General features: G+C 49.9%; 19 protein-coding genes. 4 read left to right on the top strand and 15 right to left on the bottom strand.

The features are described 5' to 3' along the window. Positions 1-248: 248 nt before the first annotated feature. The 5 genes from ACFSB2_RS03750 to ACFSB2_RS03730 all read right to left on the bottom strand — a co-directional run bounded on the left by ACFSB2_RS03750 (position 249) and on the right by ACFSB2_RS03730 (position 4,314). The gene (locus tag ACFSB2_RS03750; protein WP_377941373.1) at positions 249-1,430 is read right to left on the bottom strand and encodes a glycoside hydrolase family 88 protein; all 1,182 of its coding nucleotides are present in this window, start codon (positions 1,428-1,430) and stop codon (positions 249-251) included. After that, a complete protein-coding gene (gene kduD, locus ACFSB2_RS03745; RefSeq protein WP_377941372.1) occupies positions 1,427-2,197 on the bottom strand; it encodes a 2-dehydro-3-deoxy-D-gluconate 5-dehydrogenase KduD in 771 nt (256 codons plus the stop codon). Before kduD ends, ACFSB2_RS03750 begins: the two co-directional genes overlap by 4 nt. Next, complete coding sequence (gene kduI, locus ACFSB2_RS03740; protein WP_377941370.1) at positions 2,197-3,027, bottom strand: 5-dehydro-4-deoxy-D-glucuronate isomerase; 831 nt, start codon at positions 3,025-3,027, stop codon at positions 2,197-2,199. Before kduI ends, kduD begins: the two co-directional genes overlap by 1 nt. Before the next feature lie 597 nt (positions 3,028-3,624). Then, on the bottom strand, positions 3,625-3,948 hold the full coding sequence (locus ACFSB2_RS03735) for a hypothetical protein (protein WP_377941369.1): 324 nt from the start codon (positions 3,946-3,948) through the stop codon (positions 3,625-3,627). A gap of 219 nt (positions 3,949-4,167) precedes the next feature. Then, positions 4,168-4,314, bottom strand: a complete 147-nt coding sequence (locus ACFSB2_RS03730) for a MerR family transcriptional regulator (RefSeq protein ID WP_377941528.1) — start codon at positions 4,312-4,314, stop codon at positions 4,168-4,170. Between the two features lie 286 nt (positions 4,315-4,600). Here ACFSB2_RS03730 and ACFSB2_RS03725 point away from each other — a divergent pair, with 286 nt between their 5' ends. Further along, positions 4,601-5,488: a 5'-3' exonuclease gene (locus tag ACFSB2_RS03725; RefSeq protein ID WP_377941368.1), complete on the top strand. Its 888-nt coding sequence runs from the start codon at positions 4,601-4,603 to the stop codon at positions 5,486-5,488. Positions 5,489-5,574: 86 nt separating this feature from the next. Here the strand turns inward: ACFSB2_RS03725 and ACFSB2_RS03720 are convergent, their stop codons facing one another. The 5 genes from ACFSB2_RS03720 to ACFSB2_RS03700 form a co-directional block, all read right to left on the bottom strand. Beyond that, on the bottom strand, positions 5,575-7,221 hold the full coding sequence (locus ACFSB2_RS03720; protein WP_377941367.1) for a sigma-70 family RNA polymerase sigma factor: 1,647 nt from the start codon (positions 7,219-7,221) through the stop codon (positions 5,575-5,577). Between the two features lie 428 nt (positions 7,222-7,649). Continuing rightward, complete coding sequence (locus ACFSB2_RS03715; protein WP_377941366.1) at positions 7,650-9,518, bottom strand: ABC transporter ATP-binding protein; 1,869 nt, start codon at positions 9,516-9,518, stop codon at positions 7,650-7,652. 1 nt (position 9,519) lies between these two features. Further along, the gene (locus ACFSB2_RS03710; protein WP_377941364.1) at positions 9,520-11,265 is read right to left on the bottom strand and encodes an ABC transporter ATP-binding protein; all 1,746 of its coding nucleotides are present in this window, start codon (positions 11,263-11,265) and stop codon (positions 9,520-9,522) included. Between the two features lie 253 nt (positions 11,266-11,518). Beyond that, complete coding sequence (locus tag ACFSB2_RS03705; protein ID WP_377941363.1) at positions 11,519-12,316, bottom strand: inositol monophosphatase family protein; 798 nt, start codon at positions 12,314-12,316, stop codon at positions 11,519-11,521. Beyond that, on the bottom strand, positions 12,306-13,031 hold the full coding sequence (locus ACFSB2_RS03700) for a glycerophosphodiester phosphodiesterase (RefSeq protein ID WP_377941361.1): 726 nt from the start codon (positions 13,029-13,031) through the stop codon (positions 12,306-12,308). Before ACFSB2_RS03700 ends, ACFSB2_RS03705 begins: the two co-directional genes overlap by 11 nt. A gap of 254 nt (positions 13,032-13,285) precedes the next feature. Here ACFSB2_RS03700 and ACFSB2_RS03695 point away from each other — a divergent pair, with 254 nt between their 5' ends. The 3 genes from ACFSB2_RS03695 to gtfA all read left to right on the top strand — a co-directional run bounded on the left by ACFSB2_RS03695 (position 13,286) and on the right by gtfA (position 19,557). After that, positions 13,286-15,439: a type IA DNA topoisomerase gene (locus ACFSB2_RS03695; RefSeq protein ID WP_377941359.1), complete on the top strand. Its 2,154-nt coding sequence runs from the start codon at positions 13,286-13,288 to the stop codon at positions 15,437-15,439. A gap of 147 nt (positions 15,440-15,586) precedes the next feature. Further along, positions 15,587-17,605, top strand: coding sequence for a peptidoglycan-binding protein (locus tag ACFSB2_RS03690; protein ID WP_377941358.1), 2,019 nt, complete (start codon positions 15,587-15,589; stop codon positions 17,603-17,605). Between the two features lie 482 nt (positions 17,606-18,087). Next, positions 18,088-19,557, top strand: a complete 1,470-nt coding sequence (gene gtfA / locus ACFSB2_RS03685; RefSeq protein WP_377941356.1) for a sucrose phosphorylase — start codon at positions 18,088-18,090, stop codon at positions 19,555-19,557. Positions 19,558-19,931: 374 nt separating this feature from the next. On the opposite strand, the gene ACFSB2_RS03680 is transcribed toward gtfA, so the two are convergent. The 5 genes from ACFSB2_RS03680 to ACFSB2_RS03660 all read right to left on the bottom strand — a co-directional run. Next, on the bottom strand, positions 19,932-20,570 hold the full coding sequence (locus ACFSB2_RS03680) for a helix-turn-helix transcriptional regulator (RefSeq protein WP_377941527.1): 639 nt from the start codon (positions 20,568-20,570) through the stop codon (positions 19,932-19,934). Positions 20,571-20,585: 15 nt separating this feature from the next. Further along, complete coding sequence (locus tag ACFSB2_RS03675) at positions 20,586-21,767, bottom strand: ABC transporter substrate-binding protein (protein ID WP_377941355.1); 1,182 nt, start codon at positions 21,765-21,767, stop codon at positions 20,586-20,588. A gap of 175 nt (positions 21,768-21,942) precedes the next feature. Next, the gene (locus tag ACFSB2_RS03670; RefSeq protein ID WP_377941354.1) at positions 21,943-22,566 is read right to left on the bottom strand and encodes a sulfotransferase family protein; all 624 of its coding nucleotides are present in this window, start codon (positions 22,564-22,566) and stop codon (positions 21,943-21,945) included. A 24-nt stretch (positions 22,567-22,590) separates the two neighbouring features. Then, the gene (locus ACFSB2_RS03665) at positions 22,591-23,580 is read right to left on the bottom strand and encodes a GNAT family N-acetyltransferase (protein WP_377941353.1); all 990 of its coding nucleotides are present in this window, start codon (positions 23,578-23,580) and stop codon (positions 22,591-22,593) included. A gap of 202 nt (positions 23,581-23,782) precedes the next feature. Next, a partial coding sequence (locus ACFSB2_RS03660; protein WP_377941352.1) for a PEP-utilizing enzyme occupies positions 23,783-24,112 on the bottom strand: 330 nt, incomplete at its 5' end.

Raw genomic sequence — 24,112 nt, 5'->3', positions numbered from 1 at the left:
TTCGCCTTCTAAGAAACCATCTGCGGCATGGCACCCATGAATGACAGCGTTTTCAAAAGGAATGTCCCCATTCGCTGCACACAGTCGTTATACGTTCTGTACCGTAGACGCCGTCCGCGACGTCTTCTACATATATCAGCCAAAATCACCCCCTAACCTCAGACTGTCAATTAAGTTAATCAATTTACGAAACCAATTCACAAGAAGAATATAACAAGCGCCCAACTTCACCGACTCGATAGGTCGGATCACTTGGTTTCGTTCAGCATCATTCGATTGCTCAACCTGGCAATTGCCTCGACAAAATAGTAGTCTCCATAGATAATCGGCACATTCACATTTTGATTTTGCGGCGCATTCCCTGTACTTTGCAAAATCAGGCCCTCTTCCTCAAGCTCCCACGAAGCATAATGGCTAGTGAGACTTTGCAGAATCCGGCAAGCCGACTGCTGATAAGCAGACCGCTCCACCTCTGGAACCCATTTGGCTATCTCAAGCAGGCCGCAAGCAGCAATCGCCGCCGCCGAGGCATCCCGCGGCGTATCCGTTTTCGCATCTACGCGAAAATCCCAATATGGAACCCAATCCGCTGGCAAATTTGCAACAAAGAAATGAGAGACACGCTTTGCGGCATCGAGAAATCTCTCTTCACGCGTGTACGCATAGGTCAAGGCGCATCCATAAAGCGCCCACGCCGTGCCGCGCGACCAAGCCGACTGCTCCGCATGACCTTGCCCACCTAGCGCTGCTACACGCTCACCCGTTTCCGGGTCAAAACAGACAATGTGATACACAGAGCCATCCGGTCGGATAAATTCCCGCAAGACCGTATCTGCATGCGCACGAGCCACATGCCGAAAACGCGGATCCAAGATTTCTTCTGAAGCCCAGTACAACAGTGGCAAATTCATCATACAATCAATAATCGCCCAACCCGTTTTATCCACCGACTGGCCTGCACCCGAATTCCAGGCGCGAATGTACCCACCAGCTAAGTTGAAGCGGCCTGCCAGATGACTGGCCGCAGCCAAAGCGCGCCGACGCGATTCGAGATTGCCAGTCAGCCGGTAATTGGCTCGGGCGGTTAAGGTCCACATGAATCCCATGTCGTGATCGAGCTCATAAAAACGCTGCAGCACACTATCTAACTCCACCTCGCATGCCTCGGCAATCTGACGCAATCTCTCCTCTTTTGTGTCCGCATAAATAGTCCACAGCATGCCCGGCCAGAATCCGGCAGTCCACCAATTCGGTGACGTCGCGTCATATCGTCCGTTCTTAGATACATGCGGAAAAGTGGAACCGATGCGTTCACTCGTTTGTCCAATCTTGGCGACGATTTTTGTCCAAGTATCTTCAATCCACGTTTGATTGTTCAGCCCCAAACTGCCCAACTCCCATTTTTCAGATGGTTGATAAACGCTACTCATGAACTCATCCAACCCCCATCCACACACAGAACATGCCCGTTCACGTAGTCTGACGCAGCCGATGCCAAAAACACGACAGCGCCTTTCAAATCATCTGGCGTTCCCCATCTTCCTTGCGGGATCCTCGCCAAAATGGCATTGGCGCGCTGTTCATCCGCCCGCAATGGGCCGGTGTTGTCTGTCGCCATGTAGCCGGGCGCGATGGCGTTCACTGATATTCCGTGTTTAGACACTTCATTGGCAAACGACTTGGTCAGTCCCGCCACGGCATGTTTGCTCGCCGTATAGGCGACAACGTTCGATCCGCCTTGGAAAGACAGCATAGAAGCGATATTGATAATTTTTCCGCTCTGTTTTTGGATCATATGTTTTGCCGCAGCTCGGCTCAGCCGAAACACACTCTGTAGGTTCACATTGAGCACACGCTCCCAGTCCTTGTCCGTGTACTCCGTCGCTGCCGCTCGGTGGATGACGCCCGAATTATTCACTAAAATATCAACGCGACCAAAGTGCTCAACCGCCTCGGCAAAAGCCTGATCGGCGCATGCCGGATCAGATAAATCAGCTTGCACGGCATGAAACGCGCTGTTTGTTTGCAAAATTTCCGATTTCGTATCATCCATGTCACTGATTCCAATGCCGACAATATCCGCGCCCGCTTCCGCCAGCGCTATGGCCATACCTCGGCCCAACCCTTTGCTGACGCCTGTGACGCAAGCGACCTTGCCGCTCAAGTCAAATAGGTGAAGCCGATTCTGCACCCCCATTACCGCAAGTCCTCCATCGCCACAGCATCCATGTCCTCAAACGTGTAATTTTCTCCGGCCATCGCCCAAATAAAGGCGTAATTGCTCGTTCCCATGCCACTGTGTATCGACCAACTTGGCGAAATGACTGCCTGTTCATTCTGGATGATCAGATGCCTGGTTTCGTGTGGTTCCCCCATCAAATGAATCACACGCGCCTTATCTGACAAATTAAAATAGAGATACGCTTCCATTCTTCTATCGTGCAAATGCGCCGGCATGGTGTTCCACATGTTGTTTGGTTTCAACACGGTCATCCCCAACATCAATTGACAACTTTGGATGCCCTCGGCGTGAATGAACCGATATAAGGTCCGCTCGTTGGATTCGCTCGCTGTTCCCAATTCATAGGCCTGCGCCTGTTGCAAATTCACCTTTTGCACGGGATACGCTTGATGCGCCGGGGTGGAAACCAGATAGAACTTCGCTGGCTCATCCGAGCTCCGGCTGGCGAACACCACGTCTTTATGCCCCTTGCCGATATAGAGACATTCACGCGCCGCCATCTCATAACGCTGGCCATCTACCGACACACTGCCAAGGCCACCAATGTTGACAACGCCTAGTTCACGTCTTTCCAGGAAGTAATCCACTTTCAACGCCACAGGTGTCGTCAGTTCAAGCGATTTCTCCACAGGCAACGCGCCGCCTAGGATGACGCGATCATAGTGTGTATAGACCGTATTGACCTCGTCTTCGCCAAACAAATCTGAAACAAGGAAATCTTTACGGATTCTTTCTGTGCTGTACTGTTTAAAATCCTCTGGATTTGTTGCATGCCGTATTTCCACGCTCAGTTCCCCCAGTTTCATAGTGATGCTAGTAGCGTCAGGCCAAAAGCACTTCATTTTTAGAAAACGGTTTACAAAGAAGGTACAACATCCTCGATTTTCACGTGTTGATCACAACAGATGAATTCAACTCGGAATTTGACGGAAAATTGATGTGCAATATCCCAATTCCAGTTTAAATATCAAGTTCCACCACCCTTATTCAGTTGGCAACGTCGTTTTGTAAACATGGCTATCACATATGCTTTAAACACATTACATCGCTTACAGCAACTGGTTCATAGCCGAATTAACGAAACCGGTACACAAAACTTAAAATTAACCTATCATTCGCACAATTCATTGTCAAGGGAAAAAATAGGCCTCCGTTTGTGGCCCTTGTGCTGCGGTGTATGCAATTGAAGCAGGCTTTAGCCTACAAGATACTACATGAATTGGGCCTGGGGATTCACAACTAGATAATGGGTTTTGCGTAAGAGGAAAAACGATTTGAAGGGATCGTCAAAGGAAATGCAGAGTAAGCCGTACTTCTTTCGGGTTTTTCACAATCAGAACCGGGCTGAAATTACGATCCCAACATAAATATATATGTGCGATTTACACACGTCTGATATCGATGTCTACATCAATTTCTTTTGGGATGTAAACGTCAAAGAGCTCTAAAGTGATTGGATATTGACTGTTGTAGTGAACCATTTCTTTTAGAAGTGGCAGGAAAGTGCGGATGGATTCTTCAGCAGCGTCTCTCGTCTTCCAATACACGATACCCATGTACTCGCCTAATTCATACTCTCCGAGGTAGTCAACATGATGAAAAGGCCAACCTTGTTGCTTGAGCAAGGCGGTGAAGATATCTGCGATCCGTTCAGCTTCCCACCTGCTGTTTTCCCCCATAACAAATTTCACCACAACTGCGACCATTAAAAGCCCCACCTTTCGCTCGTAGTGGTATATTTTATGTGCGAAATCGCTATGAAAACATAGCATTTATAGACATCAAGAAACACAATGACATTTAATTTTAAATGTTGGGGGCCGATGTATGGCAGTGATTGAGCAAAAAAGACGATAGGTGCCCTCTATCCGCAAACCAGCGCTCGAAGCGTTCAATATGGGCGCGTAATTCAGTTCGAAATTGCGCTAACGCAGGCGTAAAAGGGTGTCCTCCTTGTAGTAGTGCTGGCCATTCCCCTCACGCTCGCCTGGCGGCATAAGTCCTATGCTCTCGTAATAGCGTACAGTACGTGGTGTTACACCAGCTTGTCTGGTTAGCTCCCTGATTCGCATACGGTTATCCATGAGGTATCCCTCCTCCAAAAGCACATGACGCTTACGTGATTTTTAAAGATACTGTCTGAGTACACCCTTGTCAACCCACTGATCACTGTGTAACCAAAACCACTGCCCCCTACACGATATTCGTCGGTCTGATACAATTATGTTAACCAGCGTTATCCAATGAATAGAGACGGCATGCAGGAATTGATGGGATAAGCGCCCGCAGGAATGATATAATCTACGTACTCATCATGTTTCGGACTTACTGTATTTGTATATAAAAGGAGTTCTTCACTTGCAGCAGGCTGACTTTTTGATCATCGACGGCAGTTCCGTTCTCGTACGCGCTTATTTCGCGAGCGCTTATGGAAGACGAATCATGCAGTCTTCCCAAGGCGTCCACACAAATGGCGTATTCGGATTTCTCAATATGATGTTTGGGGCTATCGAACAAGTACGACCGTCACACCTGTTTGTCGCATGGGATGTGTCGCGTGATACGTTTCGGCGCGAACTCTATCCTGCTTACAAAGGTACTCGGGGAGAACTTCCAGACGAATTAATCTCTCAATTTAGCACCATGAAAGAAGTCTTGCAGGCCCTTGGTGTCGCGCAACACTTCGATGAACGCTACGAAGCTGACGATATCATCGGAACACTGGCATGTAAGGCTGCAGACGCAAAACATCAAGTTTTGATTCTCACTGGTGATCGCGATGCATTACAACTGGTTCAAAACGAAGTGACGGTTGCCATCATGAAGAAGGGGATCACGGAGCTCGATCTCTACACACCAAGCTTTCTCATGGAAACTTGGGGACTCACGCCGTCACAGATCATAGATTTGAAAGGTCTTATGGGTGACTCCAGCGACAACATCCCCGGTGTCCCAGGTGTCGGTGAAAAAACGGCAAAGAAGTTGCTCACAGAGTACGGTACGCTTGAGAAGCTTATTGCTTCACTCGACTCCCTGACAGGGAAAATGAAGCAGAAAATAACGGAACACCAAGAACTTGCCATGCTGAGCAAACGACTCGCGACGATTGTGACAGACGTGCCCATGGACATCTCGCTAGCGGATTGCCAAATGTCATTTCGCATGGAACCTGCTACTACAAAACTGCAGGAACTGGATTTACACCGCGCCCTTACACACTTACAGCGGCTGACACAAGTCGGATAGTTCGGTTTATGCATATAAGGTGAAAGGCTGGGCGAGGCCCAGCCTTTTCTCATTCACCCCAAACGCGGTTACCATGTCTTGGGGCATTATTTGATCAAGCCCATCAGTGTTGTAATCGTCTTTCTCTGCGCTGGGAGCGGCTTTTGTAGTTTTCCTCCGTCCAAAAGATACTTTAATACATAGGCAACCAGCCGACCGGTCACAGTTTGTAATTTCACAAGATATTCAAGTGAAGAGCGAACATGTTCGGGCTGGTTCGTCATTTCTATGTCAAGTGCCCGCTCGTATAACCGATTCACGGCAGAAGCATATGTCGTGGAAAGGTCCGGTATGAGATCGTTTACAGTTTGCCACGTTTCTGGACGGTCAACCCAAACGACGTTCAGTTCAAATCCTTGTGACGTCTTGCGAATATATTGCTTCGCGAGTAAGAAAGCGTAGTCCTCTTGATGCGCTTCGTCATCGGGTAATTCGCCGCGCCAAAATCGGTAGCACATTTGAACATCCTTAAAGTCCAGATCCTGCCAACCACTTCTATCAGACCAGTATGTGTTTAATTGCCAGAGATCGAGGCTTCCCCCTTGGTTGCGTGTCATGGGACCATAGACAGTATAGTACTTGGCATCATCGCGGATAACTGGGTTTGTTGGGTTTACATAGGCGGACGCTATATATCGTCCACCGTCCTTGCGCATTGGGACAACGCGATCATAGTCAAATGAAAAGGCCTTCGCTCGATATGCCTGATCTTCAACGTTCTTCGGCAGAAGGCTCCATAAGAGAAAGTTGAAATCCCTATCTGGATAAGTTAAGTTTGTTTCCTCTATCTTCTGCTGAATGTCCTTGATGGCTGCATATTGAACATCGGCAATTTGCGCGGCGCACTCACAGTAGGCCTCATGCAATGCATCGGTCTGTTCAGCGGTTCGTTCCCACACAACCATATTTGCCGCTTGGTATCTTCCCCCAGGCAATTTAGTGGCGTAATCATACTCAACCAGGAATTTTAACTCACCTTCTATGAACGCAGGAACGGTTCCAAGCTCATCTGCAAGCTCCTTGCTGGACATCGGACGATGGTAAATGGCATAGACGATGTTCTGTAATAAAGCGCTTCGAAGGACATCTGAAGTGTCTCCCAACTGTCCGACCCAACCTATGTGCCCCATATTCGTGAATTGAACAGGATTAAAGCTCAATTGCCCATTTTGGCGCATTCGATTCATCCCTTTCATGATTTCATGCTTTGCCTCGTGAAGATGCCACTTCACTGTACCGACAGGGATGCTGAGGACAGTCGCGATATCACTTTGCTTCATTTCATCGTAGTAGTACATAACGATGATTCGACGTTGCAACTCCGATAAATGGGCGATTTGTCGATGAAGGATTTGGTATGCCTCCTTCATCAGCACCGTATCTGATGGCGTATCACACCCATCCATGATGTTGTCGGACATTCCGTTTATCTTGATTGACCTCGAATATCGTGCTTTCTTCTTTACCCAATCCGCCCACGTATACCGAGCAACCGTCCAAATGTAGGCATCTAACTGAAGAATTTCGACGCCAGATGTGATAGATTTCACCAATTGCAACATGATGTCCTGAGCCAGATCCTCAGCATCGTGCCTCGAATTGGTCCGATTGACGGCAAAACCGAATATGGGTTGCGCGTACATTTGCAGTTTGATTAGGATATCGTGCTGTGTTTGAGCGCTCAATCTCTTCACCTCTGTGCGTCCTGTCGTGAATAAAGTGTCAGCGTCATCAAAAAGGTTGGCGTTTTTTTGCAATCCTTTATGTATGAAGGAATGGAAAACCATCTGTCGATTAAAAAGCCTACAGCTCTCTCTCTGTAACCTGGCTTATATCTCAAATCTAGTATATTTGCTCGTTCGCCTGGATAGGCTGGTAGTAAAGATGAAGCGGTCCAATCCACATGGAGGTGTTGACGATGTTCCAGCATGCAAAAGTATGCGGGTCTGTTGAGGAATTTATCGAAGCGTTAAGCGAACTTATCCATATAGAACACACTACACACTTCAATCTGGATGGGACGTGGACAATTCTCTATTAAACCTATCCACAGATAAATATGCAAAAAAACGCGGTTCATCATAACATGAATGCCGCGTTTTTTTTGTATTTATTGAACAAACTATTCCCTAGCTCCTGAAAATCGCGCAAATTGACTCATATACAATCCGTGGTAGAAACCGCGATGTTCCAACAGTTGCTCATGCGTACCACGTTCCACGATCTCTCCGCCGTGAATGACAAGAATCTGATCCGCATTCCGGATGGTGCTCAATCGATGTGCCACCACAAAATTTGTACGCCCTTGCATCAATCGCTGCATGGCCTCTTGAATGTGGAGCTCCGTGCGCGTATCGACGCTGCTCGTGGCTTCGTCGAGGATTAAAATCGCCGGATCCGCTAGAATGGCGCGCGCAATGGTAATGAGTTGCCGCTGTCCGTGGCTGAGATTGCTTCCCTCGGCGGCGAGCGGTGTATCATATTCCTGCGGGAGTTTGCGGATAAACGCGTCCGCGTTTGCCAGCTTTGCGGCGGCCTCTACCTCCGCATCCGTAGCGTCTAGCCGCCCGAAACGGATGTTTTCACGTATCGTACCGGAAAACAGATATGCATCCTGTAAAACAATGCCCAGTTGACGCCGAAGCACTTGTTTATCTAACGTGTGAATGTCGACGTCGTCGATGGTAATGTTCCCAGACTGGATCTCGTAAAACCGCGTAAGCAGGTTCACGATGGTTGTTTTCCCTGCGCCAGTAGGGCCGACTAAAGCGATGGTTTCGCCGGGTCTCGCGTGCAATGAGACATGCTTCAAGACCGGTACGCCGTCTACATAACCGAAGTTGACGTCCTGCAACTTCACGTCACCCACAACGCGAAAATCGGAATCATTGACGACATGTAGCTGACCAGATTCGTCCTCGTACTCGGATGTTTCATCAATGACCTCAAACACACGCTCAGCGCCTGCGACAGCCGATTGAACCATGTTGTACTGGTTGGCCAACTGGTTGATGGGCTGACTAAACTGCCTTGAGTAGTTGAGAAAGCTGACGATAATACCGATTGTGATCATATGGTGAAACGCCATTAATCCGCCAGCCACTGCAATGATGGCAAAGTTCAGGTTCCCCATCGCATTCATCAGCGGCCCCATTGATCCCGACAAGCTTTGTGCCTTCACGCCGACCTTCCGCAGCCTGTCATTGATGGTTTTAAACTCATTCAGGGCCTTCTCTTCCCGATGAAACACCTTGATGACACGTTGGCCAGTGATGGTTTCTTCCACAAATCCGTTCACTTCACCGAGGTTCTTTTGCTGGTACGAAAAATACTTTCGCGTGTATTTGGTAATTCTCTTCGTAACCGTTGTTATCAGCGGGATCGTGATGATGGTCACGAGTGTCATCCACACATTCTGGATGAGCATCATGGCTACACTGCCGACCAGCATCAACACACTTGATATCAGTTGAATCACACTCTGATTGAGCGTGTTCGACACATTGCTGATGTCATTTGTGGTCCGACTCATCAATTCCCCATGGGTCCGGATGTCAAAATAACGGAGCGGAAGTGTCTGGAACTTCACAAATAAATCATGGCGCATCGCCCTGACCGTGCCTTGCGACACGCCAGCCATGACGAATTGCTGGATCCAGGTGAAGAGTACACCGCACATGTACACGGCCAGAAGTAGGAGGCACATCTGCCAGAGGCCCGCCGCCTTTCGGGGCATAATGTAGAGATCGACAGCCCGACCGAGAAGATAGGGAGCCAAGAGCGAAAGGCCGGTAGATATTGCTGTGCTCACGAGGACGGCGATCAGTCCAAAACGTTGCTGGCGCAGATAGCCCCAGATGCGAAGAAGGGTCGTTTTCGTATTTTTCGCCCGTACTTTCTCAATCGGTCCTCTTCCGGGTCCTTGACCCATGCCCATTTGAAACGGATTCGGACGCGGTCCTGCGTTTGCTTCTGCGGCAGGTTTTGCCATCTCAGACAACCTCCTTTCCGAATTTGTTCATGCCGAGCTGGGATTCGTAGATGTCCTGATAAACTTCGCAGCTTTCCATCAATTCCTGATGCGTGCCTTCGCCAACAATCTTGCCGTCTTCTAGCACGAGAATCTTCTCAAAATCCAAAACAGAGGAAATTCGCTGGGCGATGAGCAACGTCGTCGCATCTTGCATGAGGCTTCGAAGCGCGAGTTGAAGCTTGGCCTCTGTGGTGAGATCAAGCGCGCTGGTACTGTCATCTAAGATGAGGATAGGCGGCTTCACCAAGAGTGCGCGTGCGATGGCGATACGCTGTTTCTGACCTCCGGACAAATTTACGCCCCGCTGACCGACGACCGTGTCGTATCCATCGGGCAATCCCACAATAAAATCATGCGCCTGCGCTGCTTTGGCGGCTGCCTCTATGTCGGAGTGGTCCGCATCTGGGCGACCAAACGCAATGTTTTCGCAGATGGTGCCGCTGAACAGGATAGCTTCCTGTAGCACCATACCAATTTGACTGCGTAGCACGCCTAGGTCGAATTCCCGAACATCGATTCCATCAATACGAACAACACCTCGTGTCGTGTCATACAGTCGGGGAACCAAGTTCACAAGAGAAGACTTGCCAACACCAGTCGATCCGATAATGGCCACTTTCTGGCCGGGTTCAGCCACAAAGCTGATGTCGCGCAGGACCAGCTCATGTTCTGTATTGTTTCCATAAGAAAAGGAGACTTGATTAAATTCAACACGTCCTTGGAGCTTCAAAGAAGATGCTGTGTGTTCTTTGTTCGTGATGTCAGGCTCAGTGGACAAGACTTGTTTTATCCTATCTGCAGATACTTTCGCCTGCGATATATTCGTGAGAATCATGCCTACCATCATCAGCGATGAGAGAATTTGTGTAACATAGTTGATGAACGCGATGAGATTTCCAACCGGCATCGTCCCATGCCAGACCGCGTGGCCACCGTACCACAAAACAGCGATGACGCTTACATTCATGATGAGGTTCATGACCGGCATGTTGAGCGCCATCACGCGAGCCGCTTTTACCGCCATCGCCGTATATGCGTTGTTGGCCGTGCGAAAGCGCTGGATTTCGAAGTTGGACCGTACAAAGGCTTTGACGACGCGAATACCCGTCAGATTTTCCTGCACCACGGTATTCACGCCATCCAAGCGTGCCTGCACGGCGGAAAACAGGGGATATGAAGCACGAATTAAAAAGTACAGAAAGATGGCAAGTGCCGGAACAGCAACGAGCAGAATGACGCCCAATCGCAGACTGAGTGTCAGGGCCATGATGATGCTGCCGATGGCCAAACCCGGCGCCCGTATCAACCCTTGTTGTGACATCTGGATGAAGTTCTGCACCTGAGTGACATCGTTCGTCATACGGGTGATGAGCGAGCCGGTTTGAAATTTATCCAAGTTCCGAAATGAGAAGGTTTGCACTTTTTCAAATAGCGACTCACGGATGTCTGCTCCGACGTTTTGCGAGGCCATGCTGGCAAATACGTTGCATCCGACACCCGCGATCAACCCGATGATGGTGATGCCAACCATAATGGCGCCGGTCACCAGGATCTGGTTCAGATCTAACTGCATGATCCCTTTGTTGACAATGTTGGCCATGTACTTCGGTTGTAGCACATCCATAAACACCTCTATCAACATACAAAAAGGCGCAAGAACAGCCACTTTCCAATAAGGTTTTAGATAGCGTATTAAATCCCACATACAGTCGTTTTGTCTCCCCTTTTGTCTCAACCGTGATTTCAGTAGGATTCAGAACATCGGCTCCGTCACCCAGTCGGACCCGCCATTCGTTTTTGGAAGCCGTTCCCCTTCGCCGCCTCCTCTATGTCCTGCCAGCCATGTCCGCGGTGCTCTTCGCATTTCATCTTGGATCAATCATCTTGTAGTATACAAATGTATTCGAATCTTCACGCAATCAACGTATACCATCGTATACATATTGTCAATATCCGCATCACACCGTCGTCCCTTTCGCTGCAAAAGCAAGCTGCCAAAACGATTCTGCAATCTGTTCAGCCCCTGCGACCAAACCGTGTTGGGGAAACCCATCGCGCTGCCCGGACGCATCCATCACGATTCCGCCAGCCTCACGCACGAGCAAGACCCCTGCACTGACATCAATCGGATTCGATCCCGACATCGACGCGCCACAACTGACCCCTGCGGCAACAGACGCCAGCGAGAGCGCAGACGATCCCATCACGCGCAAGGTGCACAAATTTGCTTCCAAATGAGCCGCCAGTTGATTAAACCCTGGCCAGCGCGCATGGTTGGCCAGTTCCATCATGGCGATTCGCCCGCCTAAGGACGTCGTATCCGCTACGTGGATGGCTTCCTTGTTCAAATATGCGCCGCCGCCTTGCGTGGCATGGTAAATTTGGCGCAATGCCGGAGCGGCAACCACACCGACGACAGGTTCACCTTCGCGCATGAGCGTCATGCTGACCGAATACCAGGGCAAGCCATTTGCAAAGTTGCACGTCCCATCAATCGGATCGACATACCACGCCCACTCGCTGTCTTGCGCCCCTGATGTGCCTCGCTCTTCCGCGACGATGGTGTGCGTGGGGAATGTTTCGGCGATGGCGGAGCGAATCATGTCTTCAACGAGGATGTCATAATCCGTCTGTAGATCTGACGCCCCGTCTTTCTCTCGTATTTGGAACGGTTTCGCTGAACGCAACACCTCACTGACCTGTTCAGCGGTGTTGATGGCAAATGCCTTTGCGGACGTAATGAGTTTATCTGTCATGATGCAGTACCTCCAGCAACTTTCTCGTGTCATTCGTCGTGATGGCATCGACGCCTAGGCTTTTCACAAATGCCATATCCGCTTCTTTGTCCACAGTCCAGCAGGAAACGCGAATATTCTGTTTATGGAAGAAGTCCACCGCTTCTTGTCCGTCATAGGGTGGATGACTGTCAGCTGCTGTAAAACCTCTTTCTAATAAACGCCAATCTGGATTGAAGTATGCGATGCTCAACTCGGCGATGAGTTCGTCTGAAGGAATAAAGGCGTCGTTCCAAGTCAGTCCCAACGTCGCTTCCGGCAATTGCCTGCGCACATCGCGCAGTGCGGGGATGTTGCCTGTCACAATCAAGCAGCGTTCCAGCGCCTGCATCCGGTTGATGGTCTCCACGATGCAATCCACCGTGTCCACCTCGGTAAAATCGACCATAACAGAAGTCGATGTCGCGTTCAGCACCTCCTCGAACAGCGGGATGTGGCCATCTTTTGTATCCGACAAACGGCGGATTTCATCGTAAGACAAGTCCCGGACTCGATGCGGGATGTTCCAAAGCCTTGTCAGCGTGTCATCGTGCAAGATGACGGCTTTGCCATCTCTGCTGGGTTTGACATCCAGTTCAATCATGTCTGCCCCTAGCGCGATGGCCGACTGAAATGCCTCCATTGTATTTTCACGATACCCTATCGGATCTCCACGATGCGCATTGATTAAGGTCATGATGAACGTCGCTCCTTTAAGTTGGTGCGTTGTGGGTGCCGCGCACATCGCGGTCTCACGTTCGACTATTCGTTTTTAGTGCGCTACCTCCTGCTGACAAAAAAGAATTTCGTGCATGTGAAAATGTGACACTACATTTGCCAATCGGCCTCGTTTCGCTCCCAAAGTGACTGGACTTGTCGTGGCTGATCTGGCACGATTTCATAGAATTAGATTTAAGGCGTTCATCCACATCTAAACGGAGTGATTCGGCGATGAAACTGATTATTGCAGAGAAACCTTCTGTCGCACGTGACATCGCAAGCGTCATCGGCGGTGTAAAGCGTGGCAATGGATTCATCGAAGCGAAAGGCTACACGGTGACCTGGGCCTTGGGCCACTTGGTCACACTCGCCGATGCGCACGACTACGATGTGAACTATAAAAAGTGGCGTTTAGAAGATTTGCCCATCGTGCCACAACAATTTCGCTTGAAAGTCATCAATGAGAGCAAAGAGCAATACAAAATCGTCGCCAATCTCTTGAAAAAAGCCAAAGAAGTGATTGTCGCAACAGACGCAGGGCGAGAAGGCCAACTGATTTACGAGTTGATTGCCCTATCCACCGGATATAAGGGACAAACCAAACGCCTTTGGTTGTCGTCCATGACCGAAGAAGCGATACGAGACGCGATGAAACGTTTAAAGAGCAATGACGAGTACAAAAATCTCTATCACGCCGGTTTTGCCCGCGCACAGGCCGACTGGTTGACGGGCATCAACGCGACGCGGGCCATCACGACACGCGCTGGAACCTTACTGACCATTGGTAGGGTGCAGACGCCGACACTGGCGATGATCGTCAATCGCGATTTGGAAATTGAACAGTTCACACCAGAGGATTACTTTGAATTGGAAGCCACTTTTGCGCACGAAAAAGGTGACTACAAAGGCAAGTGGTTCGACGGTGGCAAGGTATCTCGTTTTACGCGCAAAGAAGATGCAGAAGCAATACAGCGAAAAGTCGCTGGACAACCCGCCATCGTTGTGAAAGTAGAACAAAAGACAGTCAATGAACAGCCGCCGCAGCTGTTTGATTTGACCTCGCTACAGCGGGCGGCGAACCAAAAATACGGTTTTACAGCAGAAAAGACACTGCAGTTGGCCCAATCGCTGTACGAGACGCACAAAGCGCTGACCTACCCACGCACAGATAGCCGATATCTCACAGCTGATATCACGCCGACCTTACATCGGCGCTTCATCGCGGCAGGTAAGATGCTCCCTGAATTGACGCCATTGATTCCACCCTCTGTACGCCCGACGAAGCGGGTGGTCGATGGAAGCAAAGTACGGGATCACCATGCGATAATCCCCACCGAAAAAACACCGCCTGCTTCGTTGCGAAATGACGAACGCCGCATCTACGAACTGGTGGTCAAGCAAACGTTGGCAGCCATACTGGAACCAGCCAAGTGGGCCGCCACTGTGATTGAGACAGCTGTCGCAAACGAGTTGTTCAAAACCACCGGACGAGTCCTTGTAAAACATGGCTGGCGCGTGGTGTTCGGCGGTGATGAACCCGCCAACGACAAGAAAAAAGAGCGCGAAGAGGATGTACAGACCAAGTTGCCTGCGGTTGCCAAAGGCGACCACGTGGAGACGAGACAGGTTGAACTCCTGGAGAAACAGACCAAACCGCCTGCCCACTACACCGAAGCATCCCTCTTGTCTGCGATGGAACACGCAGGCAGGCACGTAGACGATAAGGCATTGGTCGAGGCTTTGAAGGAACGTGGACTAGGCACACCTGCGACAAGGGCGGCGGTGATCGAAAAAATCAAACGGGACGGCTACGTTCAACTGGAGAAGAAGCATCTGATGGCGACCGACAAAGGCCGTGCGCTGATTGCAGCGATTCATGTCGACGTGCTCAAATCGCCGGAATTGACCGGTGAATGGGAACAGCGCCTCGCGCAGATAGAAATGGGCAAATATCCTGTGCGTCAATTCATCGGCGAGATCACTTCGTTCACCAAAACCGTTGTGGAAACCATCAAACAGACAGAGATGGAAACGACGTTGGGGATGCAGTTGGAACGACAGCGCTTTGGCGCGTGTCCACTGTGTGGCGGTGATGTGGTGGAGAGCAAGAAATCGTTCTGTTGTGCGAACTGGAATACAACCGGGTGCAAATTCGGCGTGTGGAAACAGATTTCTGGTCACAAAATGACGCAAGCGCAAGTGAAGGAACTACTTGCGAAAAAGAAAACTAAGCTGCTCAAGTTTAAGAGCAAAACAGGCAACGCATTCACAGCCCATTTGGTTTTAAAACCGGATGGGAACATCGAATTTGCGTTTGCAAATCGGGCTAAGTCTGGAAAAAAATCAATGGATGACCAAACACGCAAGGGAATCGGCAAAAAATGACGAAATATTTGTGTAGACCGAAATGTAATGTGGCACAATCCTATAACGTCTATACGAATGAGCCTTTTTGCACACCTTTATTCATTGATAGCATGACGAGTTCGTGATAGCTTGGCTCACCAAACCAACTGGAACTGGAGGAGCAAAATGAAAATTCAACACATGGTTGCTGGCATGACATTGTCGGCGATATTGGGTCTCTCTGTCCCTACCGTTTCATATGCGGGGACGACCGAAAACACGATCCAAGCAGGCGCAACCGGAAGTTCCGTCGTATTGCTCCAGAACGACTTAAACGCGCTGGGCTTCACAGTCGGCGAGGCAGACGGACAGTTTGGCGTCGTGACCACCACAGAGGTGGAAGCTTTCCAAAAGGCGCACAAACTGACCGCCAATGGTGTAGTGAACACAGCGACTTGGCAGGCGCTCAATAAGGCCGTGGCGGCGATGACCACAAAACCAGTTGCCCTCAGTGCGTCGAGCGCCGCGGCAAAAAACTTAGAGATCAAGCACATTTATTACAATAACAAGTTGATTACCTCACCTTACGGATTTACATACGACAACACCGATTACATGCCCATTTGGTATGTGATGAACACCCTGGACAAGGAAGGGTTCACGCATACTTGGTCAGGGAATGTCTGGAATATCGAAACCTCGTCGACCGCGGATAAGTCAATCGATTACAGCAAAATCAAATATGGAAAAGGCAGCATGGCCATCGCCATCAACGGAACCGTCGTCGCGCGCGTGATCGGCGTTACACATGTGGATCCGTCTTCGAAAGCAATGACCACATTTATGCCGATATACAATGTCGAAAAAGCATTGGCGCGCATGGGCATCCAATCGACGTGGAACGGAAAGACATGGAAGATGACCCCTAGCGCAGGTGGAAGTTCGACTGTGCCATACGGCAATGTCGACTTGCGGTTCCCCGCCCCCAGCGACATCACGGCGACGAGCCTGAATAACTATTTGGACAAGGTGCCCTATCAAGGCGCCATCGGTTCCCCGTTGGCTGGTCTTGGCACCTCGTTCATCGAAGCGCAGAACACGTATGGTGTCGATGCGACCTATCTGGCGGCGCATGCGATTCTCGAAAGCGCGTATGGAACAAGCGCCATCGCCCAGCAAGACAACAATTTGTTCGGATACGGCGCGTATACTGACAACCCTGGCCAGGATGCTGGCGTGTTTCCAAGCGACGATTACGCCATCCGCTTTGAGGCGTGGGAAGTTCGCAACAACTATCTCGACCCAGGGAGCAGCAACTACGGCGGCTCTCCTACGCTTACCGGCATGAACGTGAACTATGCGTCAGATCCCGATTGGGCAAGCGGCGTCGGCTCACTGATGGGCCAGATTGCGACTTCGGTCGGATCGAGCGTGTCGGATTATCAGCAGTACGCATCGAATAACACAGCGCCTGCGCCTTCGAGCACGACCGAACCGGTTTATTACCTCAATGGCGCGACGGGCACGACCAAGACAAACACGTATTACAATGGTGTCCCATATTACGCAAGCGCGGCGGACGGGCAAAATGACATGTTTTTTGGCCCACTTGAAAACGGCAGCCAAGGGCAATCTGTCACTGAGTTGCAGAAGTTCTTGAATACCCAGATGAACGCGGGCTTGACGACAGACGGAGATTTTGGGGCTGCGACGGAAACTGCGGTGAAGAACTTCGAGGCGGAGAAAGGATTGCCGCAAGACGGGATTTGGAACTTCTCTATGTGGCAGACGTATATCGATCCGCTGCAAACTACACCGACATTGCCTGCGGGTCAAACCGTGACGGTCGACGAGATCGAGCAAGGCATGGCGGGTGGCTATGTCGTGCCGTGGTATCACATTCCTAATGTCGGCTGGGTGGACGCACAGGATATCCAATTGACGAACGTATACCGGCTTATCGCCGCGAATCCTTTGAGCACGAATACGAGCATTCCCGTGTACAGCGACGCTTCTTCTACCCAAACCATCGCGACGCTGCACAGTGGCGACTTTGTGGTTTCTGCGGCGCCTACTGCAAATAATGGGATGTATGAAATTCAATTCGCGGCTCAAACCGCAGCATCCAGCGACGGCAAAACGCCAGGCACGCTGATGACAGGATATGTGTCAGCGCAAAGCGCAACTTTGTCCCCACAGGCTTAAACAGCAGTCGACGTAGCAGCACACCTCCTATGTGCTGCATGCGCGACAACACGATACCGTTCACATCAATCCCCTGGTAACGTTTAGGGGGATTGATGTGTAGATACGGGATTCCAAAAACAGCGGATCGACTGTGATTTCGGGATGGAATTCCCATCTTGGCATACAAGTTTCATGGATGGCCCCTCTTCGTGACATAAGAAACCACACATACCTTGTGAACAAAAGCGTCCACCTCTCCTATAGCCCCATCTAAACAATCAATGATGGTCCTTTAAAACTTCTACACGATGACCACCGCGACAGTTGAATATGATGCCCTTGTGGATTTCTTGGCAATGGGCTATAACGAATAGTACGGTCTGCCAAGCTTTACTCGATCATGATTCGCGATAGACCCGTGCAAACGACAGGAGACTGTGGTTTCAATACTTGCGCCCGGTATAAACACAACAACTATGACTCTTTTGGAGGGATCACCAATGGGTGTGAGCAATCAAGTACAACTGATCACGTATCCAGACTCACTCGGAGGCAATTTAAAGACGCTCAATGCGTTGATGTTAAAGTATTTTTCAGACCTGTTTAAAGGCGGGGTCCATATTCTGCCGCCGTTCCCGTCTTCCGGGGACCGGGGCTTTGCTCCGCTCACGTATTTTGAAATTGAGCCGACCTTTGGCACTTGGGACGACATCAGCGATTTAGGGGAAAAATTCGCTGTCGTCGTCGATATGATGGTCAACCATATCTCAAGAAAATCCGTATACTTTACTGATTTCCTCAAGCAGGGGCGAAAGTCGCAATATGCGGATTTGTTTCTGACCCTGGACAAGTTTTGGGAAGGCGGAAACCCAGTACAAGAGGATGTAGATAAAATATTCTTGCGGAGGCCCTTGCCTTATTCGACGTTTACAATAGAAGAAACGGGTGAGGAAGAGAAGGTTTGGACCACATTTGGCAGAACGGATCCTTCTGAGCAAATTGACATCGATATCCGCTCTGAGCTAGCCAAACAGTTGTTTAAGAACATCTTCACACATTTCAAGCAGCAAAATATCAAGATGGTCCGGTTGGACGCCATTGGATTTGTGATTAAAAAGCTCGGAACGAATTGTTTTTTCGTCGAACCGGAAATTTATCAATTCCTCGATTGGATGATTGGTGTTGCTAACGATTTGGACATGGAATTACTCCCCGAGGTGCATGCAGAGTACCCCATCAAACAGAAGTTGTCAGACTATGGTTGCTGGAGTTATGACTTTATTTTGCCGTACATGCTCCTGGATACCATCGTAAATCAATCCAGCGAAGATATTCTTCATTATCTAAAAACGCGTTCGCACAAGCAGATCACGATGCTCGATTGCCACGACGGGATTCCCGTCATACCCGATGTGGAGGGTCTGATAGACACCAAAAAAGCAAGAAAATTGATTGATGTCTGCGTGGAACGTGGGGCAAATCTAAGCCTTATTTTATCCGATGAGCACAAAGCGGATGACGGCTTTGATGTGCATCAAATCAATTGCACCTATTACTCCGCGCTTGGTTGTGACGACGACGCTTATCTGACAGCGAGGGCGATCCAGTTTTTTGTGCCAGGCATTCCTCAGGTGTACTATGTGGGCCTACTGGCAGGGGAAAATGATGATGAAGCTGTGGAACAGACTGGCGAGGGCCGTGAGGTTAACCGCCACAACTACAGCGTGGAAGAAGTCGAGGCTTCACTTGAAAAAGAGGTCGTGCAACGACTGTTCAAGCTGATTCGATTTAGAAACGAGTATGACGCTTTCAACGGGGAGTTTAAGGTATTAGACGCTGCGAGCAATGAGATTCACCTTACCTGGCAAAAAGGCGACCTGTGCTGCACCTTGTATGTCGACCTGACTACGAGCAAGTCAGTTATCGACTATGTCAACGAGAACGGAGCTGTCACACATTATGTGATTTAATGGAGTTCCATCGGGGTTGTCTCAGTGAAGAGGCATCCCCCCGAGACCGCGAAAGTGAATCCTTCGCAAGCAAGCATAGATCCTCAGCACGGGGCCAATGATCGAACGGGCTAAGTGACTGCGTGACTCCGTTCTACGCAACGAAAACATTTCCAGAAGTGGGAATTGCAAGCCTCTGTTTAAGTCACCACAGCAGACCCCGTCGCGTAATTGGAGTGGCACGCCTTCGCTGTCTGACAACGAAGGCGTGTGTAAATCCCATAGTCAAAAGGAGTAAATTCTGATCGAACCCAGGTTCGTGCCCAAGAGCATCCAGCCCTGGACTCCACTTATGTGAAATGCGGTGATAATGCTGGAGTAGCACCAGCTAGGGCCTAAGTTCCCCCTTCGGCTGCCTTGCGGTATTCTTCCCATGTGTCAACTACCTTCGTCATCCGTTCCAGCCGGTAATACTCGACCTCGCCGGACTGCTCACACAAGGCAATCAGGTAGACCCCGTTCGCTTGGGAATACGTGCGAAAAGGATGCACCACCACCTGATACTCCTCTCCCTCTTCCTCATCCGCATATGCGATACGAAGCTTGTGGCTCTGCCGGATGGCTTCGTCCACCTCATGCTTCCGGTCGGCAAGTGCGGAATCCGCATGGAACACCGGCAAATCACTGTTCTCAGGTTGATATGGTACGAATCGTTTCAGCGTCTGGACGACTCGGTCGAGACCTTCGACGTATCCTATGGATTTTGCGGCTTCCTCGTATTTGTAGATGAGGAAGCTCAATATCCGAAGATCGGTCTCAGACAGAAACACAGCCGGCAAAATGTAGGCTTGATTCGAGTATTCATAACCTCGCTCTTTGGCATTGTAACTCATCGGGGCGAGGAGAGAGTTCTGCATATACTCAATGTCTCGCCCCGCCTGTCGGACCGAGATTTCGAACCGTTCCGATAGCGACCGGGCATTCGGATAGCGGCGGTCGCGAATTTGTTCGTCAAACCATAATATGCGATGCATGTTGCTCACTGGGATTCACCACCATCCCGGGGACTTGAAATCAAAAGGCGTAATCTTGGGAGTGCGGCGAACCGCCTCTTGCAGAACCTGTTCCGCATCCTCGGCATGAACAATCCTGTCGAAGGTGTTATTGTGATGGAAGGCGGGAATGAAATTTGGGTACTGGTACGCGCCATCTCGACCGTATTGCAGTTCGTTGTAAAAAACAGAATACATGGCGTCCGCCTTGTGGCCGCTTTGTTCCGCAGTCTCTGGGTTTGCCGCCAGGTTCAAAACGGTCCACAGCTTGTCGACGCCTTCCCCTGGAAGAGCTAGCTTGCGCAGAAAAGCCCAGGCAAGTTCGCGATTGCGGCAAGTCGTAGAGATACCATACCCATACACTTGGAAAATGTTCGATTTAGGATGCTTCTTGCCACCTGGAAAACCCACGACTCCGAACTTTTCCTTCTGTTCTTTAGACATGGGTTTGATCGCCCAGTTGGCATCTAGATACATGGACATTTTCTCATGAATGAAGCAAGCTACCCAAGAATCCTGCCCAACCCCCATCCTCGGCGACACGCCCTCATCGATCAGGGACAAGTATTGCCGGAACCCTTCGATGGTCGAAGGATGGTTCAAATATCCTTCCAGCTCTACACCGTCTTCCGATATGAAGGATCCTCCGCAATTCCAGACGACTGGTTCGACGTAGAGCATACATCCGAAGCTCGTATAGGCACCGTGTCGGATCACGTTCCCGCGTTCATCCCGTATCGTCAACTTCCTCGCCGTATCCATGAAGTCCTCCCACGTCCATCCGTCTTGCGGATACGGCAACTTTGCTTCCTCAAAATGCCGTTTGTTGTAGAAGACCCCGAGCGTCTCTGTCATTACCGGCAGCGCTCCGATTCGTCCGTTCGATTCGACGGACCGGGCGATGCACGGAAAGTAGTTGCCCATGTCGACCTTGTCTTGCAAGGTAAATTCCCGTAGATCGGACAAGATCCCGGCATCCAAGCATTGCCCCATGTTGGTGCCTTCCCATTCCACAATGTCCGGTCCTTCCGCGCTCGTGAGCCTGCGCATCAACTCCGCCTTGTTCGGCACGAGTTCCAGTAACACAGATACATCCGGATTCTCTTTGCGGAATTGCTTGACCGCTTCCTGAATGACCGCCATTCGTTGATCGTCATACGTCGCGATGGTAAGCTTCATTCCTATCCCCTCCTTAAGATGCCTTGCCATTCCAGTATAGGGAGGGTCCCCTGACATATCGTGTCTGACCAGGACAATAAGTGAGTGCCCTCTAAGCAGCAACACCCATCCGCATCTGAAGAAAGAGTACCATCCCTTGGTGCCCTTTCTTCAAAGCACCCCAAATCCCACGATATTACATATTGGTGCTTCCGTATATGTTTCTTGTCCATTCAGCTCGACGATTTACCCAAGGGAATGGAATATTGGGCACTGGTAAATCGAGTGCCTGACAGATAGGCGCCCACCCCTCTGTTGGCTGCCACTCTAACAGACGGTTACTAGAAACGTTTTGTCTCACAGTATCATTGTGCCTTTCATAGGCAGCCTTCATGATTTCAGGGCCATCATAATTGGCTGTCCCTGCGAAACGCTCATACAGATCAACGATTCCGCGTCCATCAGTTAGGCTAGGGATAACATCACGATCAAAACGCAGAAGCGTTTCATCAATACTGTGCCACCACTCATCGGTATCACGAACAGAAAGAACAACCAACGCATCTGGATATGCTTCGGTCAACTCACGCCAAAACAATGCGCCAGGAAAACTCACGGTTGCGACAAATTCATTGAATACCTTATCCCAATCGGGGGATTGGCCCTTAAGCGCCATATTCCAGTCGTCACCAAGATTAAAGGGATGGCCTGGAATCGAACTCATGGTATAAATGCGCCCACCTAGCAAATGTTTCAATGCTTTTTCAAGAGAGCGTGTGCCAGTACGTGGAATCCCCGCACCAATGATTTTCAGTCCCATTTTTCAAATCCTCCTCTATCGTGTCTAGCACAAAGTGAATTCTCCAGGCCAGACAACAAGCCCGTGCGGGCGGAGCTCGGCATCCACCCCATCACAATAAGCTTCGATGCTCGGATTGTCAGCCAGAATCCGTATCATGCAAGAGTCCCATCGATTCATCTCAACTTGAAATGGAACGGTGATATTGTTCTTCGCACCCGACGAATCTGGGTGAACTTGCAAAGACAAAACAAGCGGGTTGTCCGACGCCAGCGCTGCCTTTACGCGTGAACGAAGATAGCACAGGATCGTCGAGGTAGCCTCTTCGTCCTTGGATAGAAAAAGCTGAATATCAGCAGGATTCTCCGTTTGATATCTCACATAGCCAATGACCGTTTCATCTTGAGTCATCACTGATGCACGAACATTTCGCGCAATGCTCACCCAGTCGATGATGGAATCAGTTGGCTCAATCGCTAGATCAACGCTGCCATACCAGTGACTCCACATCTCACGCAGCAACGGTATATCAGATGCCTGAACGGGTCTTTCGCAAACATTGTCGGGTGTGCATGAAGATATCCTATCGATGTCTGACAAGGCAATATTAATACGACATATTCCAAACATCCCCTTGCGATATCCAAAACGAGGGTAGTATGTCTTATGACCGAGGAGAAAAGAGAAGACATACCCTTTTTCCTTGGCTCGTTTGAGCCCTTCTTCAATCAATCCGCTCCCGATTCCTTTATTTTGGTGTTCTGGGTGAACTGAAATCGGGCTGAGTAACACAGCGTGCATTGATTCACCACCGACATGTACCACATGAGGTGTAAACAAGACGTGTCCAACGACTTGTCCGCCGAGTTCAGCGACGAGTGCTAAGTCGGGATCGAAAGATCTCCGATGTCGATGAACTGCCACCATGGGTACTTCTCCAATCGCACCATCTCGCGAGAACGCCCGCGCATGGGTTTCAGCTATATAGGCATAGTCCGCTACTTCTTCACTCCGAATGTGAAATGTTGCTGCCAAGTAGTTTCCTCCTATTTGGGGCCCTCGTAGTTTAACGGGCGTTATACAAAATCCCCCTGTAGTTTGTTTGCCCGATAGCGTTCATCCGAGTACGCATCGCCTCACACCCTTTCCTTGCATGAACATTCAAATTTATATAACCCCTACTCCATCCAATTCACGAATGAAACGAGTTCTAATTCCAATCAAGTAGCACGGCTCTCTAAGACTGAATCACACCCAATACAATTCCGGCGGTCGCATCCAAACGAATTAGCTCGCCATCCGTGATGGTTGTCGTTGCCGTTTTACATCCGACAACACAAGGAATATTGAACTCTCTGGCTAGTATCGCGGCATGACAAACGACTCCGCCACGGTCTGTAATCATGCCAGAAATCAAATGCGCTATCATGATAAAATCAGGGGTTGTCATCGGTGTAACAAGAATATCCCCCTTCTTTACTTTCTGGAAATGCGCATTTTCCGAAACGATACAGGCCCGTCCTTGGGCACTGCCTCTACAAGCTGTCATGCCACTTGCTAAAAACTT

The sequence above is a fragment of the Alicyclobacillus fodiniaquatilis genome, assembly GCF_042678105.1.
GTDB classification, from domain to species: Bacteria; Bacillota; Bacilli; order Alicyclobacillales; family Alicyclobacillaceae; genus Alicyclobacillus; species Alicyclobacillus fodiniaquatilis.
The sequence above is the reverse complement of the archived record's forward strand: the minus strand, read 5'-3'. Positions and strand labels throughout refer to the sequence as shown.